Source organism: Pseudomonas kermanshahensis, from assembly GCF_014269205.2.
Taxonomy (GTDB): Bacteria; Pseudomonadota; Gammaproteobacteria; order Pseudomonadales; family Pseudomonadaceae; genus Aquipseudomonas; species Aquipseudomonas kermanshahensis.
This window is the reverse complement of record NZ_JABWRY020000001.1, coordinates 3,497,794-3,513,665: the sequence shown is the minus strand read 5'-3', so window position 1 is coordinate 3,513,665 and position 15,872 is coordinate 3,497,794. Positions and strand designations below refer to the sequence as shown.

The window sequence follows — 15,872 nt, the reverse complement described above, 5'->3', positions numbered from 1 at the left end:
CGGCACCGGCAAAACAGACAGGCTGGCCATGATACGGCAGTGAAGCGATTGCGCAAATGAAAGCGCCCTGCACGAGGCAGGGCGCTTGAATTAGAGGCCCGCATGTGCGGGCGCGTGGGGTCGCTAGTCCTTTAGCTGTCTCGATACTGAGCCAGCGCTTGTGAAAAAAGTGTGAAGTCCATGTGGACGTTTCATCAGCGTACCCAGCTTTCAACGGTGGCAGCGCCGTACTCTTCTTTCCAGGCTTTCAGCCCGCGATGGTTGCCGCCTTTGGTCTCGATCAGCTCGCCCGTGTGCGGGTTTTCATAGACCTTGACCACGCGTGGGCGGCGCTGTTGTTTGGGGGCTGCGGCAGTAGGGCGGGTGGCAGCCTTGGGGTCGAGGATGGCGATGATATCGCGCAGACCCTTGTCATAGCTTTTCATCAGGCCGACTAGTTTCTGCTCGAATTCGATTTCGCGTTTGAGGCCGGCATCCTTTTTCAGCGCTTCCAGTTGAGCCATTTGTTCCTGAAGCGCTTTTTCGGCAGCTCGAAACTCTGCAAGTCTGGACACTGTAATCACTCCTGTACGTCTTTCGTGGCAGGGCGTGACGAACATTGAAGAAGAACAAAACGCCGGCCACGGGGTGGGTTCCGCTGTTCGCTGATATCGAGTGTAGTCATTCATCGCTACTGGGTAAACTGCAAACTTTTTATAAGTAAGCACGGAACTTTACAGGTTTTTCATGCGCCAGTTTTTGACGACTTCGACGGGGCTGGCGACTGGCTCTAGACCAAGGTCCAATAGCCCGGAATAGAGCCTTTGAGCGATCCTTTCAGATGATGCTCGGCGACTGTTCGAGCGTGTCGCAGTACCGCAGCAGGTGTTTGCTGCAGGTTGTTTTTCGCCTTTCTTTCTGGATATTTCCTCGCATGTTTGCCCCCCTCCCTCACGCCCCTGGGCGCCGTGTTGTCGGCCTGTTCCTTTTGTGTGCCGGCGTCAATGCCCAGGCCGCCGGTTTTCTTGAAGACAGCAGCGCCAAGGTTGAAGCGCGCAATGTCTACTTCAACCGGGATTTCCGTGACGGCTATAGCAGTTCCAGCCAGGGCGCGTCCAAGCGCGAAGAGTGGGCGCAAGGCTTTATTCTCAATGTTCAGTCGGGTTACACCCAAGGGCCGGTAGGGTTTGGCGTGGATGCGCTGGGCATGGTCGGTTTCAAACTCGACTCCAGCCCTGCGGACAGTAACAGCGGCCTGTTGCCGTCGTCTGGCCATGATCCACGGCACTCGGCTGATCAATACGCGAAGATGGGCTTGGCGGCCAAGGTCAAGGTGTCCAGCACCGTGCTCAAGTATGGCTCGATGATGCCGGATGTACCGTTGCTCAAGTACAACGATGGGCGCTTGTTGCCGACGATGTTCCATGGCGCGATGCTCACCTCCGAAGAAGTGCGCGACCTGAAGTTCACCCTGGCCCGCCTGGACAAATACACCGCGCGTGATTCCACCGATCGCCAGGACATTCGCGTGCACTGCAAGAACAAGCGCTATGCCTGCGACATCGAAGCCGACCACTTCGACCTGGCAGGCCTCGATTACCGTTTCAATGACCGCGTCAGCGCTCAGTATCAAGTGGCCAAGCTTGAAAACATCTATCGCCAGCACTTCCTCGGTCTGGTGGCCAGCCAGCCGCTGGCGGTAGGCAGCCTGTCGGCCGACCTGCGCGTGATCAAGAGCGACGACATCGGCAATGCCCGCGCCGGCGACATCGACCACCGCGCCTTCAGTGGCATGCTCGGCTACAGCCTGGGCGGCCATAAGGTCAGCGCCGGCTGGCAGCGCATGTACGGCGAAAGCGCCATGCCTTACTTGGATGGCAGCAACCCGTATCTGGTCAACTACGCCCAGGTCAACGACTTTGCCGCCGCCCAGGAGCGTTCCTGGCAGTTGCGCTACGACTATGACTTCAAGGCACTGGGTGTGCCCGGCCTGACCTTCTTCACCCGTTACATCAATGGCGACCACATCAAAGTCCCGGGCAGTACGGCCGAAGGCAAGGAATGGGAACGCGACACCGAGTTCAAGTACCAGGTGCAAAGTGGCACGTTCAAAGACGTCAGTGTGCGCCTGCGTAATTCCACCTACCGCAGCAACTATGAGAAGTGGGCGCGAGATATGGATGAGACTCGCGTCATTGTAAGTTACAACTTTTCCATCTTCTGACGGGGCGCTTTGCCAAGCGTGAGTGGCTGATCGACAATGGCTGACTGGCATTGGTGAAAGGGCAGGGCAATGAAAGACCTGTTGTTGATTGGCATCGGCCCGGGTGACCCACGCCAGGTCACCTATGAAGCGGTCGACGCGTTACGTCGTGCCAGCGTGTTCTTCGTGCTCGACAAGGGCACGGAGAAGGACGAGCTGGTGCGCTTGCGCAAGGCTATTCTGCAGCGCTATCGGCCTGAAGGCGGCTACCGGCTGGTGCAGGTCGCCGACCCTTCCCGCGATGGCCAGGCGCTAGATTACGTGGGTGCTGTTCAGGATTGGCACCGGCAGCGGGCCGCGCTGTACAGCCGGTTGATCGCGCACGAGATCGGTGCCGACGATGTCGGCGCCTTTCTGTTATGGGGTGAGCCTGGCCTGTACGACAGTACCCTGCGCATGCTCGATTGGGTCCGCGAAGGCGGGCTGGCGCTGCGACTGCAAGTGATTCCCGGCATCAGCAGCGTCCAGGCCCTGGCGGCCCGCCACCAAGTACCGCTCAACCGTATCGGTGAGCCGCTGACTGTATTGCCTGGGCGTCGCCTTGCCGAACAGGAGCGTATCGACAATGTGGTGGTGATGCTCGACGGGCAGTGCGCGTTTGCCTCACTGGATGACCCGGGTTTGATGATTTACTGGGGGGCTTACCTGGGCACCGCAGATGAGGTGCTGATTGCCGGGCCTTTGCAGGCGGTGAAGGCGCAGATTCTGCAAGTGCGGGAGGAGGCGAGGGGGCGCAAGGGGTGGATTATGGACACGTATCTGTTACGCCGTGAACTGTAGCTGGCTGGAGCCCCCACAATCGTTAAAGACCTGTGGGAGCAACTGTCTTGTGGTGTTTGTGCCGGCCTCATCGCTGGCAAGCCAGCTCCCACAGGTCTGGCGCTAGCCTTTGAGGCTACACAGTTCGGGTGGGAGCGGGCTTGCCCGCGAAACACGCCACACGGGCATCAGGCCGTACCCAGTATGTCCACTACCTTGTTGCGCAATTGCTCGATGCTGAACGGCTTGCCAATCAGGTGCATGCCTTCCGGCACGTTTACGTTCTCGGCATAACCGCTGGCAAACAACACCGGCAGCAGTGGACGAAGTTCGCGTGCGCGTTGCGCCAGTTCATCGCCGCGCATGTCCGGCAGGCCCACGTCTGTCATCATCAGCGCCAAAGTCTGCGCAGGGTCTTCGAGCACCCGCAGCGCTGCGGCGGCGTCTTCCGCTTCGATGACCGTGTAGCCCAACTCGTCGAGCACTTCGACCATCAGCATGCGTACGATGTCGTCGTCTTCGACTACCAGAAGATGCATGGTTTGGATCCTGTGAAAATGAATGTCTTTATTCTGTACGCCGGTCGACGGCAGAAGTTCCCGAGGATACCGATCCCTGCAATCAGATGGAACGATTCGCGCCTGCAACCTTCAAATGCTGGCTAAATGCCCTGCCAGCCCCAGCAAAGCTGGTTAGACTCGCTATTACCGGTGAGCGCGGCGGCAGACAATTATAACGGTCTTGGTGCCACACTTTTTCATGGATTCTTTTCGCTCGGGCGTTTTCAGATGATTCAAGTAGCCTCGATTGACCAGCAAAGCTTTCGCAAGCTGCTGAGTCGCAACATCGGCCTGCCCCTTGGGGTCGGCCTGCTGGGCGCAGTGGCGTTCGTCGCGGTGATCAACTACCTGCTCTCGGCCATGCAGTGGGTCGAGCATACGGACCGCGTGATCGGCAATGCCAACGAAACGGTCAAGCTGTCGATCGACATGGAAACCGGCATGCGCGGCTTCCTGATCACCGGCGACGAACGCTTTCTCGACCCCTACGAGGTGGCCAAGCCGAAAATTCTCGGCAGCCTGCAGAGCCTGCGCGGCATGGTTGAGGACAACCCGCAGCAGGTTGACCGTATTGATCGGCTGTTGGCCCTGCAAAAGGCCTGGAATGACTTCGGCAGCGAGATGATTACCCTGCGCCGCAGCGAGGGCAATTACCAGGCATCGATCGGCAATGGGCGCGGCAAGCGCATCACCGATGAAATCCGCAAGGAATTCGAAGGCCTGATCGACACTGAGCAGCAACTGCGCATGGCCCGCAACGAGAAAGTCAGCTCGGTCACCGTGACCGCGATCTCGGCCTTCGTGCTGTTCATCGTCGGCCTCAGCGCCTTGCTGGCCTACCTCGGGCGCCGCGACCTGCTGGCGCTGTCGAGCAGCTATGACGAAAACCTGCAGGCCCAGCAGCGTGCGGCCGAGCGCCTGGAGCACCAGGCCTGGTTGCGTAATGGCCAGACCCAGTTGGCCCAGCAGGTGCTCGGGCAACTGACCCTGCCCATGCTGGGCGACAATATCCTGCGCTTCTTTGCTACGTACTTGGGCAGCGTGGTGGGCGCGGTGTATGCGCGCGACGAACATGGCCGCCTGGTGCGCGTGGCCACCTATGGCCTGAGCGCCGAGGAGCAGGCCCGTGAGCAGATCAAAGGCGACCACGATGGCCTGTTGGCCCAGGCCGTGCGCGAAGGCCGGCTGTTGTGCCTCGACGACCTGCCCGAAGACTACTACCGCCTGAGCTCGGGCCTCGGCAATGGCTTGCCGCGCAGTGCATTGCTGATGCCCGCCACCGATGATGGGCAGATCAATGGTGTGATCGAGCTGGGCTTCCTGCGCCCCTTGCAGCCGCGTGATGAAGAGCTGATGGAGCGGGTCGGCGGCAACCTTGGCATGTCCATCGAGAGTGCGCGTTATCGCCAGCGCCTGCAGGAAGTGCTGGCCGAGACCCAGCAGTTGAACGAAGAGCTGCAAGTGCAGCAGGAAGAGCTGAAAACCGCCAACGAAGAACTCGAAGAGCAATCACGGGTGCTCAAGGAATCCCAGGCCCACCTGGAAACTCAACAGGCCGAGCTTGAACAGACCAACGAACAACTGTCCGAGCGCACCGACGCCCTGGACCGCAAGAACGATGAGCTCAGCCAGGCCCAGCAAGAGCTGCAGGCCCGCGCCGACGACCTGCAGCGTTCGAGCAAGTACAAGTCCGAGTTCCTCGCCAACATGTCCCACGAGCTGCGCACGCCGCTGAACAGCTCGTTGATCCTGGCCAAGTTGCTGGCCGAGAACGGCGAAGGCAACCTCAGCGCCGAGCAGGTCAAGTTCGCCGAATCGATCTACTCGGCGGGCAATGACCTGCTGAACCTGATCAACGACATTCTCGACATCGCCAAGGTCGAAGCCGGCAAGCTTGAAGTGCGCCCGGAGACCACTCAGCTGGAGCGCCTGGTCGAAGGCCTGCGCGGCATGTTCCTGCCGCTGGCCGAGCACAAAGGCCTGGCCTTCGAGGTCAAGGTCGAGCCGCAGGTACCAGTGACGCTGTTCACCGACCGTCAACGGCTGGAGCAGATCCTCAAGAACCTGCTGTCCAACGCCATCAAGTTCACCGACCACGGTCAGGTCAGCATGACCATCAGCCACGAGGCGGGTACCGGCATCATTTTCACCGTCCGTGACTCTGGCATTGGCATTGCCGCCGACCAGCAGCAGGCGATCTTCGGCGCCTTCCACCAGGTCGACGGCAGCAGCAACCGGCGCTATGGCGGCACCGGCCTGGGCCTGTCGATTTCGCGTGACCTGGCGCACCTGCTGGGCGGGCAGATCAATGTCGAGAGCAACCCGGGGCAGGGCAGCGTGTTCAGCCTGGTCATGCCCGAACGCTACGAACATGAGGGCGAGGAAGTCGAGGCCCTGAGCCTGCGCCCTGCGGTAGACACTCTGCCGCCAGCGCCCAAGGCGTCCAACGCCGTGGCGCCGAAACTGCCGGCACCGACCTTCGCCGATGACCGCGAGCGGGCCCCCTTCAATAACCGCTGCATCCTGGTGATCGAGGACGAGCCGAACTTCGCCCGCATCCTCTTCGACCTGGCCCACGAGTTGGGTTACAGCTGCCTGGTGGCGCATGGCGCCGACGAGGGCTTTGCGCTGGCGTCCCAGTACATCCCCGATGCCATCCTGCTGGACATGCGCCTGCCTGACCATTCTGGCCTCACCGTGCTGCAGCGCCTCAAGGAGCTGGCCGGCACGCGGCATATTCCGGTGCACATCATTTCGGTGGAGGATCGCGTCGAAGCGGCCATGCACATGGGCGCCGTGGGCTACGCGGTCAAGCCGGCCAGCCGTGAAGAACTCAAGGAAGTGTTCGCCCGCCTGGAAGCCAAGCTGACCCAAAAGCTCAAGCACATCCTGCTGGTGGAGGACGACGACCTGCAGCGCGAAAGCATCGCCCGCCTGATCGGCGATGACGATGTCGAGATCACCGCCGTGGCCATGGCCCAGGACGCCTTGGCGCTGCTGCGCGAGAACATCTACGACTGCATGATCATCGACCTCAAGCTGCCCGACATGCTCGGCAACGAGCTGCTCAAGCGCATGACTGCCGAGGACATCCGGTCATTCCCGCCGGTGATCGTCTACACCGGGCGCAACCTCACCCGCGAAGAAGAAACCGACCTGCTCAAGTATTCGCGCTCGATCATCATCAAGGGCGCCCGTTCGCCGGAGCGCCTGCTCGATGAAGTGACGCTGTTCCTGCACAAAGTCGAATCGCAGTTGTCCCATGAGCGCCAGCGCATGCTCAAGACCGCGCGCAGCCGCGACAAGGTCTTCGAAGGGCGCAAAGTGCTGCTAGTGGATGACGATGTGCGTAATATCTTCGCCCTCACCAGTGCCCTGGAGCACAAGGGCGCCATCGTCGAGATTGGCCGTAACGGGCGTGAAGCCATCGAGCGCCTGGAGCAGCATGACGACATCGACCTGGTGCTGATGGATGTGATGATGCCGGAGATGGACGGCTTCGAGGCTACCCGGCTGATCCGCCAGCAACCGCGCTGGCGCAAGCTGCCGATCATCGCCGTGACCGCCAAGGCGATGAAGGATGACCAGCAGCGTTGTCTGCAGGCTGGCGCCAATGATTACCTGGCCAAACCGATCGACCTGGACCGCCTGTTCTCGTTGATCCGTGTATGGCTGCCGCAACTGGAGCGAATTTGACTAGCGAGCGCAACACCGACATCGAGATCCGGCTGCTGATCGAGGCGATCTACCTCAAGTACAGCTACGATTTCCGCAACTACTCCGGCGCTTCGATCAAGCGCCGGATCCTGCATGCCCTGCGCCAGTTCGACTGCCTGACGGTGTCGGCGTTGCAAGAGCGGGTGCTGCACGATCCGGGCATGTTCATGCAGTTGCTGCAGTTCCTGACGATCCCGGTCAGCGAGATGTTCCGCGACCCGAGCCACTTCCTGGCCCTGCGCAACGAAGTGGTGCCGCTGTTGCGGACCTGGCCGTCGATCAAGATCTGGGTCGCGGGGTGCAGCACTGGTGAAGAGGTGTACTCGATGGCCATCCTGCTGCGTGAGGAAGGCCTGCTTGAGCGCACCATCATTTATGCCACCGACATCAACCCGCATTCGCTGGACCGGGCCAAGCAGGGTATCTACTCGATGCAAAGCATGCGCGAGTATGAAGAAAACTACCGCCTGGCCGGTGGCCGCCGTGACTTTGCCGAGTACTACACCGCTGCCTATGGCAACGCCATCATGGACAGCAGCCTGCGCGACAACGTGACCTTCGCCGACCATAGCCTGGCCACCGACAGCGTGTTCTCCGAGACCCAGCTGGTGTCGTGCCGCAATGTGCTGATCTACTTTAACAAAGACCTGCAAGACCGGGCCCTGGGCCTGTTTCATGAATCCCTCTGCCACCGGGGCTTCCTGGTCTTGGGCAGCAAGGAGTCGGTAGACTTTTCGGCCTACAGCCAGCGCTTCGAGCCGCTGGTGAAGCCGGAACGGATCTACCGTAAGACATGAACGGCGCACGGGCAGTGGTGATGGGGGCCTCGGCTGGCGGGGTGGCGGCCTTGTTGCAGGTGCTCGGTGCGCTGCCGTCGGCGTTCGCCATTCCGGTATTGTGCGTGCTGCACTTGCCGGACGGGCGGCACAGCCAGCTGGCCGAAGTGCTGCAGCGGCGGCTGCAGCGCCCAGTGCGCGAGGCCAGTGACAAGGAACGGATCAGCGCTGGGATGATCTACGTTGCTGGGCCGGGGTACCACCTCTCGGTGGAGCGTGACCTGACGCTGTCGTTGAGCCAGGAAGCGCCGGTGCACTTCTCGCGCCCGGCCATCGACTTCCTGTTCATGTCGGCGTCCGATGCCTACGGCGCCAGCCTGCTTGGCGTGCTGCTGACCGGTGCCAATGAGGATGGCGCCGCGGGCCTGGCCTACATCAACAACAATGGGGGCCGCACGATTGTTCAGGACCCTCGCGACGCACAGGTCGCGCTGATGCCGGAAGCCGCCTTGGCCCTGCACCAGCCCGACCATATCCTTACTCTGAGTGGTATCGGGCAATTGCTCGCGACCCTGGAAACAAGCGCATGCTAAGCCACACCATCGCCAAACTGCTGATCGTCGACGACCTGCCGGAAAACCTGCTGGCGCTCGAGGCCCTGATCCAGGGCGAAGACCGCGAGGTGCACCAGGCCCAGTCTGCGGAAGCGGCATTGTCGCTGCTGCTTGAGCACGAATTTGCGCTGGCCATCCTCGATGTGCAGATGCCAGGCATGAATGGCTTCGAACTGGCCGAGTTGATGCGCGGCACGGAAAAGACCAAGAACATTCCCATCGTGTTTGTCAGTGCGGCGGGGCGCGAGATGAATTACGCCTTCAAGGGCTATGAAAGCGGGGCCGTGGACTTTTTGCACAAGCCGCTCGACACCTTGGCAGTGAAGAGCAAGGTCTCGGTGTTCGTCGACCTGTTCCGCCAGCGCAAGGTGCTTGGTCGGCAACTGGAAGCCCTGGAGCGTAGCCGTCAGGAGCAGGAGGTGCTGCTTGGCCAGCTGGAGTTGGCGCGGTGCGAGCTGGAGCATGCGGTACGCATGCGCGACGACTTCATGTCGATCGTCTCCCACGAAGTGCGTACGCCACTCAATGGCCTGATTCTGGAAACCCAGCTGCGCAAGATGCACCTGGCACGGGGCAACCTGGAGGCCTTCAGCGTAGACAAGCTGCAGGCCATGGTCGAGCGTGACGAGCGGCAGATCAACAGCCTGATCCGGCTGATCGAAGACATGCTGGACGTCTCGCGCATCCGCACCGGCAAGTTGTCACTGCGGCCCAGGGTGTTCGATATTGGCCAACTGGTGCGCGGCCTGGTGGAAAACTTCAGCGCCCAGGCCACCGCGCTGGATACCCATATCGCGCTGCAACGTTGTGAACCGTTGCAGGGTGAGTGGGACGAATTTCGGATTGAACAAGTGGTGGCCAACCTGTTGTCCAATGCCTTGCGTTACGGTGAACGAAAACCGGTGCAGGTGCGGGTGTTCGCGGAGGGCGGCATGGCCTGGGTGCAGGTGCAGGATCACGGCATTGGCATCAGCGCCGTCAACCAGCAGCGCATTTTCCAGCAGTTCGAGCGCGTCGCAGCACACCAGGCCAGCGGTGGGCTGGGGTTGGGGCTGTTCATCTCCGAGCAGATCGTCCAGGCCCACGGCGGGCGGATTCTGGTGGACAGCGAGGAAGGCGAGGGCGCCACATTCACGTTGCAATTGCCGCTGGCAACGTTCAAAGAACAAAACGACCAGGCGCGGGCAACCTCTGCGTAAGCTTGGGGTCAGATGGCCAACTGTAAGAATTTCAAGGCGTTATCATGAGTGAAGATGCACAAGATGTGGTGCTGGTGGTCGAGGACGAGCCGGCGATTCGGATGATTTTGCGCGACTACCTGGCCGGCGAGGGGTATCACGTGCTGGTGGCCGAAGACGGCGAGCAGGCGTTCAAGATCCTGGCGAGCAAGCCGCACCTGGACCTGATGGTCACCGATTTTCGCTTGCCAGGGGGCATCTCTGGGGTGGATATCGCTGAGCCCGCAGTAAAACTGCGGCCGGAGCTGAAGGTGATTTTCATCAGTGGCTACCCGGCGGAGATTCTCGAGTCTGGCAGCCCGATCACGCGCAAGGCGCCGATCCTGGCCAAGCCGTTCGACCTGGATACCCTGCACGAGCAGATCCAGGCCCTGTTGCGCTGAGGCTACCCGGATGTAGGAGCAGCCTTGTGCTGCGAAGAGGCCATTGCAGCCATAGAGAAGTAGGTGCCCATGCCGGCCTCTTCGCAGCACAAGGCTGCTCCTACAACAGCGTGAACGTTAGCGCAGGGTTCGCTCAATGCCTCCCAGCAACAGGCTTTCCATCAACCCTAGCCCTTCGCCTTCCGGCAGGCGCCGCGCCTGCAGCAGGCCTGGCAACTGGTTGAGCAACGTCGCCAGCACATGCGCGGTCGCCGCCAGTGCTTCGCCTTTGAGGCTTGCCCGCGGTGCAATCAGGTGCAGCACCCCGGTTTCGTAACGCCTGCGCAGTAGCATCAGGCGCGCCTGTTGCGCTTCGCTCAAGCAGCAAAAATCCCGCTCGGCCAGGCGAAACTGCAACGGCCGCTCGGCATGCAACTGCCAATGCGCCGCAATCAGGCACGACAACGCCGAACCACCCCGTGCCATGGCCCTGCGCCCAAGGTCCAGGGTCGCCTGCAGCTCCTCGTACAACTCTTCGATCAAGTCGTACAGCAGGTCCTGCTTGCTGGGGAAGTGGTGATACAGCGAGCCCGCGGTCAGCCCGACGTGGGCCGCCAGTTCACGCATGCTGACCTGGCCGAAGCCCTTTTCGGCAAACAGCGCCATGGCCCGGTCACGTCGCTCTTCAAAATTGGCACAGCGCATTGCAGCGTTGACCGGGGGCATGGCACTTGCTCCTCAATAGGTGAAGAAACCGCGGCCGCTCTTGCGCCCCAGCCAACCGGCCGCGACCATTTCCTTGAGCAACGGCGCTGGGCGGTACTTGCTGTCACTGAAGCCCTCATGGAAGGCCTTCATGATTGCCAGCAGGGTATCCAGGCCGATCAGGTCGGCCAATGCCAGTGGGCCGATCGGCTGGTTGCAGCCCAGGCGCATGCCGGTGTCGATGTCCTCGGCACTGGCCAGGCCCTCTTGGCGCACGAAGATCGCTTCGTTGATCATCGGCACCAGAATGCGGTTGACCACAAAACCTGGGCGATTGCCGGCGCTGATCGGGGTCTTGCCCACCTTCTCGGTCACCAGCAAGGCCTGGGCATAGGTGCTGTCGCTGGTCTGCAGGCCACGGATGATCTCGACCAGGGCCATCATCGGCACCGGGTTGAAGAAGTGCACACCGATGAACCGCTCGGGGTGCTCGATGCTCGCGGCCAATTGCGTGACCGACAGCGACGAGGTGTTGGTGGCGATCAGGCAGTCGGCGGCCACGCTGGCAGCCACTTGCTGAAGGATGCGCTGCTTGAGCTGCAGGTTTTCGGTGGCTGCCTCGATCACCAACTGCGCGCCACTGAGTTGCGCGTAGTCGGTGCTGGTGCGGATGCGGGCTTTCGCCGCCTCGGCCTTTTCGGCGTCGAGCGTGCCTTTGCTGACCTGGCGCTCGAGGTTCTTGCGCAAGGTGGCTACGCCACGCTCCAGCGCGGCATCGGAAACGTCCACCAGCAGCACGTGATAGCCCGCCACGGCGCACACCTGGGCAATGCCGTTGCCCATGGTGCCCGCGCCGATCACGGCAATCTGTTCGATGTTCATGTGTCAGTTTCCTCAGACGCGCTCGAAGACTACGGCGATGCCTTGGCCGCCGCCAATGCACATGGTGGCCAGGGCGTAACGGCCCTGAATGCGGTGCAGTTCATGGATGGCCTTGGTGGCGATGATCGCGCCGGTAGCGCCGACCGGGTGACCGAGGGAAATACCCGAACCGTTCGGGTTGACCTTTTCCGGGTCGAAGCCGAGCTCGCGGGCCACGGCGCAGGCCTGGGCGGCGAAAGCTTCGTTGGACTCGATCACGTCCAGGTCCTGGATGCTCAGGCCGGTTTTTTCCAGCACCTTGCGGGTTGCCGGGATCGGCCCCAGGCCCATCAACTCGGGCTCGACGCCGGCATGGGCGTAGCCCACCAGGCGCGCCAGCGGTTTCAGGCCCAGGCGGCGCACGGCGTCACCATTGGCCAGCACCAGGCCGGCCGCGCCGTCGTTGATACCACTGGCATTGCCGGCGGTGACGGTGCCGTCTTTCTTGAACACGGTCTTCATGCCGGCCAGCTGCTCGGCGGTGACATCACCACGCACGTGCTCGTCGACGCTGAACTGTACGCTGCCTTTGCGGGTTTTCAGTTCCAGCGGGACGATCTGGCTGGTGAAGCGGCCTTCGGCAATGGCGCGGGCGGCGCGGCGCTGGCTGGTCAGGGCCAGCTCGTCCTGCATTTCACGGGTGATACCGTGCTTGGCCGAGACGTTTTCGGCCGTGATCCCCATGTGGAAGTGTTCGAAGGGGTCTTGCAGCACGCCGACCGTGTAGTCGATACCTTGCAGGTCGCCCATGCGTGCACCCCAGCGGGCTTGTGGCAGCAGGTACGGGCCACGGCTCATGGACTCGGCGCCCGCCGCCAGGGCCACATCGGTGTCGCCCAGCAGCAGGCACTGTGCCGCCGAGACAATGGCCTGCAGGCCCGAGCCGCACAGGCGGTTGACGTTGAACGCCGGGGTTTCCTTGGGGATACCAGCGTTCATCGCTGCAACCCGCGCCAGGTAGGCATCACGGGGTTCGGTGGGGATCACGCTGCCCATCACCACATGGCCGATTTGCCCAGCGTCCACGCCCGCGCGTTCGATGGCGGCACGCGTCACGGCGGTGGCGAGGTCGGCAAGCGGCAGGTCCTTGAGGGAACCGCCAAAGCCACCAATGGCTGAACGGACGGCACTGACGACGTAAATTTCTGCGCTGCTCATAGGGGCTCCGATTGCGAAGGCATGGCGGGACCGGGCCTGGCTCTGCGAGAATGGCGGGCGATCCCTTCGTTCATCCGAGTCTAGGCAAAGGCTCTGCCAGAGCCTATGCCGGATCTGTTCAATCAACCTGGCACTTTTTGCCACTCAGCATAGACAGCGAAATCCGCCATGCGCGATAGCGATACGGTCGCCGTGTACTTCCTCGAAGCCATGCTTCATGCCCTGCGCGAACGCCCGGACGTGCGCGATGCACACCTGCGTGCGGTCGGTATCGATCCGCAACTGCTCGAACAGCCCCAGGCGCGCGTGCCGGCCAAGGCATTCGCCCAGCTGTGGCTGGCCCTGATCGAACTGTTGGACGACGAGTTTTTCTGCCTCGACAGCCACGGCATGCCGCTGGGCAGCTTTGCCCTGATCTGCCGTGGCCTGATTCAGGAGCCGAACCTGGAAAAGGCTTTGCGTCAGTGCATGGGCGGTTTTGGCCTGTTCCTGCGTGACCTGCGCGGTAGCCTCACGCTACGCGGCGGCAGGGCGGTGATCAGCGTGCAGTCGAGCATTGCCGACCCCTTGACCCGTGTGTATGCCGAAGAAACCTACCTGGTGCTGATGATCGGCTTGCTGTGCTGGCTGGCAGGGCGGCGCATTGCCATCGACCGCACCGAGCTTGCGGTATCGCGCCCCGCGCAGGACGATGACCTGCTGCTGTGGGGGCCTGACCTGCGCCTGGGCAGTGGGCGTACCGAAGTGGAGTTCGACAGTGCCTACTTGCGCCTGCCGGTAGTGCAGGACCTGCCGGCCTTGAAGACCTTTTTGCGCAGCGCCCCCCAAGGCCTGGTTATTCGCTTTCGCAACCAGAACGGCCTGGTGGCCGAGGTCTATCGCCACCTGCGCGCACGCCGCTACGGGCAATGGCCAACGTTGGCCGCGTTGGCGCAGGTGCAGGGGGTCAGCGCCAGTACCTTCCGCCGTCAGCTGGAACGGGAGGGCCGTTCGTACCAGCAGATAAAGGACGAGGTGCGCCGGGCGATGGCCTTCGAGCACCTGCGCGAAGGTGTGCTGAGCATCGCCGAGGTTGCCGAGCAGGCCGGGTTCCAGGAGCCCAGTGCATTCCACCGGGCGTTCAAGAAGTGGACCGGGCACAGCCCCGGCAGCTACAGGGTGCGTTTGGCAAGCAGCCCTGTAGCCGACAGGTCGACGACAAGGCCTGAGCAGCCTGTCAATCCTGCAGCTGTGCCGCCAGTGCCTTGACGCGCTTCAAATCGCCGTTCGCCACCTTGGCGACCCCGGTGCCGTACTCGGCATCGGCCTTGTACAGGAAGGACAGGATGATGTGCTTGCTCTGATCATCCGCCGCGGCCAGTGATTGGCCAAAGCTATTGATCAGATCGCGCTGTTCGCTTTTCGAGTAAGCGCGGAACAGTTCACCCGCCTGCTTGAAGTTCTGTTCGCGGGTAATGCCCTGCTGTTGGGTTGTGCCGCTCAGGGCCAGTTGGCTTGCGCGGGCCGAATCACTGGTGCCGCGCGGCTGCAGCCGGCTTGGCTGGTAGTTGACCATGCCGCTGGAGCGGCCAGGGTTTAACGCACCGTCCTGGTTGCCATTGCTGACGGCGACTCTCGGCTGATTGATCGGCAGGCTATTGGCGTTGGCCCCAACCCTGTACAGCTGGGTATCGGCGTAGGAGAACAGTCGGCCTTGCAGCAATCGATCTTCGGATGGCTCGATGCCTGGGATCAGGTTAGAGGGGGCGAGGGCGACTTGTTCGGTTTCCTGGAAGAAATTGCCAACGTTGCGGTTGAGCACCATCTGGCCGACCCGATGCTCGGGCACGCCGGGCCAGACTTTGGTGGGGTCCAGTGGGTCAAAGTCGAAATCGGTCAACTGCTCGGGCTTCAATGTCTGAATATAGAGGTCCCACTTGGGGAACTCACCACGACCAATGGCGGCGACCAGGTCTTGGGTCATGTGGTTGAAATTTTTGCCCTGGATTTTCTCGACGGCCTTGGGGTCGAGGTTTTCCTGCCCTTGCAGGCTCTTCCAGCGGAACTTCACGTAGGTCGTGTCACCCTTGGCGTTGACGAATTTGTAGGCGTGCACGCTGTTGCCATCCATGTGTCGATAGCTCTTGGGCGTACCTTCGTTGGAGTAGAGCAGGGTGAGGGTGCGGGTGGCCTCGGGCATGTGCGAGAACAGATCGAAACGCCGTGCATCGTTACCGAGGTTACTGCGTGGGTCGGGCTTGAAGGCGTGGACCATGTCCGGGAACTTGATCGCGTCGCGAATGAAGAAGGTCGGGAAATTGTTACCTACCAGGTCCCAGTTGCCAGTACTGGTGTAGAAGCGTGTGGCGAACCCGCGTGGGTCGCGCAGGGTTTCCGGTGAATGCAGGCCATGTACCACGGAAGAGAGGCGCACGAATACTGGAGTTTTTTCACCTGGGGTGAACAGCGGGGCTTGCGTCAATGACCGCAGATCTTCAGAGGCGGTGAATTCACCGTGGGCACCGGTACCGCGGGCGTGTACGACACGCTCTGGGATGCGCTCGCGGTCGAATCGCTGCAGCTTCTGAATCAAATGCACATCTTGCAACAGCGTCGGCCCGCTGGCACCGGCAGTCTGCGAATGCTGGTTTTCACCAACCGCAGCGCCGTTGTCGCGGGTCAACGGCGTGGCCTGCAGGTGAGTACTGGCGAACAGTGCCGCGCACAGCAGGGTCAGGCTGCGCGTAGGGTGGAGGGTTACGCTCATCGGGGAGTACTCGGTTATTGATCGAATGCCCGATGCTAGTAACGCCGCAGACATGGCGCAGTAGGCGACCTCAC

14 protein-coding genes are annotated in these 15,872 nt (G+C 61.8%); 8 read left to right on the top strand and 6 right to left on the bottom strand.

Features of this window, described 5'->3' with window-relative positions; genetic code table 11:
* Positions 1-194: 194 nt before the first annotated feature.
* Complete coding sequence (locus HU764_RS15925; protein ID WP_027593725.1) at positions 195-554, bottom strand: histone-like nucleoid-structuring protein, MvaT/MvaU family; 360 nt, start codon at positions 552-554, stop codon at positions 195-197.
* Positions 555-913: 359 nt separating this feature from the next.
* Here HU764_RS15925 and HU764_RS15920 point away from each other — a divergent pair, with 359 nt between their 5' ends.
* Together HU764_RS15920 and cobF are read left to right on the top strand one after the other, a co-directional pair.
* Positions 914-2,203 carry an OprD family porin gene (locus HU764_RS15920; protein WP_186703465.1) on the top strand — a complete coding sequence of 430 codons (1,290 nt, stop codon included), beginning with the start codon at positions 914-916 and terminating at the stop codon, positions 2,201-2,203.
* A 69-nt stretch (positions 2,204-2,272) separates the two neighbouring features.
* Positions 2,273-3,022 (top strand): precorrin-6A synthase (deacetylating), encoded by a 750-nt coding sequence (gene cobF, locus HU764_RS15915; RefSeq protein ID WP_186703464.1) that lies wholly within the window; start codon positions 2,273-2,275, stop codon positions 3,020-3,022.
* Between the two features lie 167 nt (positions 3,023-3,189).
* On the opposite strand, the gene HU764_RS15910 is transcribed toward cobF, so the two are convergent.
* Positions 3,190-3,540: a response regulator gene (locus HU764_RS15910; protein WP_186680497.1), complete on the bottom strand. Its 351-nt coding sequence runs from the start codon at positions 3,538-3,540 to the stop codon at positions 3,190-3,192.
* Positions 3,541-3,789: 249 nt separating this feature from the next.
* On the opposite strand from HU764_RS15910, the gene HU764_RS15905 reads away from it, so the two are divergent.
* Genes HU764_RS15905 through HU764_RS15885 form a run of 5 tightly spaced genes read left to right on the top strand, consistent with a single transcriptional unit; the run spans position 3,790 to position 10,289 of the window.
* Positions 3,790-7,257 carry a response regulator gene (locus HU764_RS15905; RefSeq protein WP_186703463.1) on the top strand — a complete coding sequence of 1,156 codons (3,468 nt, stop codon included), beginning with the start codon at positions 3,790-3,792 and terminating at the stop codon, positions 7,255-7,257.
* The gene (locus tag HU764_RS15900) at positions 7,254-8,075 is read left to right on the top strand and encodes a CheR family methyltransferase (RefSeq protein WP_027593720.1); all 822 of its coding nucleotides are present in this window, start codon (positions 7,254-7,256) and stop codon (positions 8,073-8,075) included. Before HU764_RS15905 ends, HU764_RS15900 begins: the two co-directional genes overlap by 4 nt.
* Positions 8,072-8,647 carry a chemotaxis protein CheB gene (locus HU764_RS15895; protein WP_027593719.1) on the top strand — a complete coding sequence of 192 codons (576 nt, stop codon included), beginning with the start codon at positions 8,072-8,074 and terminating at the stop codon, positions 8,645-8,647. Before HU764_RS15900 ends, HU764_RS15895 begins: the two co-directional genes overlap by 4 nt.
* A complete protein-coding gene (locus HU764_RS15890) occupies positions 8,641-9,867 on the top strand; it encodes a hybrid sensor histidine kinase/response regulator (protein WP_186680501.1) in 1,227 nt (408 codons plus the stop codon). Before HU764_RS15895 ends, HU764_RS15890 begins: the two co-directional genes overlap by 7 nt.
* Positions 9,868-9,911: 44 nt before the next feature.
* The gene (locus HU764_RS15885) at positions 9,912-10,289 is read left to right on the top strand and encodes a response regulator (RefSeq protein ID WP_099429781.1); all 378 of its coding nucleotides are present in this window, start codon (positions 9,912-9,914) and stop codon (positions 10,287-10,289) included.
* A 117-nt stretch (positions 10,290-10,406) separates the two neighbouring features.
* On the opposite strand, the gene HU764_RS15880 is transcribed toward HU764_RS15885, so the two are convergent.
* From HU764_RS15880 to HU764_RS15870, 3 genes are read right to left on the bottom strand one after another with little or no spacing between them, the layout of a single operon-like run.
* Positions 10,407-10,994 (bottom strand): TetR/AcrR family transcriptional regulator, encoded by a 588-nt coding sequence (locus HU764_RS15880; protein ID WP_099453692.1) that lies wholly within the window; start codon positions 10,992-10,994, stop codon positions 10,407-10,409.
* 12 nt (positions 10,995-11,006) lie between these two features.
* On the bottom strand, positions 11,007-11,855 hold the full coding sequence (locus HU764_RS15875; RefSeq protein WP_186703462.1) for a 3-hydroxybutyryl-CoA dehydrogenase: 849 nt from the start codon (positions 11,853-11,855) through the stop codon (positions 11,007-11,009).
* A gap of 12 nt (positions 11,856-11,867) precedes the next feature.
* Entirely contained in the window at positions 11,868-13,052 is a 1,185-nt protein-coding gene (locus tag HU764_RS15870; RefSeq protein WP_027593714.1) for an acetyl-CoA C-acyltransferase family protein, read from the bottom strand.
* A gap of 168 nt (positions 13,053-13,220) precedes the next feature.
* Here HU764_RS15870 and HU764_RS15865 point away from each other — a divergent pair, with 168 nt between their 5' ends.
* Complete coding sequence (locus tag HU764_RS15865; RefSeq protein ID WP_186680506.1) at positions 13,221-14,300, top strand: AraC family transcriptional regulator; 1,080 nt, start codon at positions 13,221-13,223, stop codon at positions 14,298-14,300.
* Here HU764_RS15865 and HU764_RS15860 read toward each other — a convergent pair.
* Positions 14,269-15,798: a catalase gene (locus HU764_RS15860; protein WP_186703461.1), complete on the bottom strand. Its 1,530-nt coding sequence runs from the start codon at positions 15,796-15,798 to the stop codon at positions 14,269-14,271. The genes HU764_RS15865 and HU764_RS15860 overlap by 32 nt on opposite strands.
* Between the last annotated feature and the right edge of the window lie 74 nt (positions 15,799-15,872).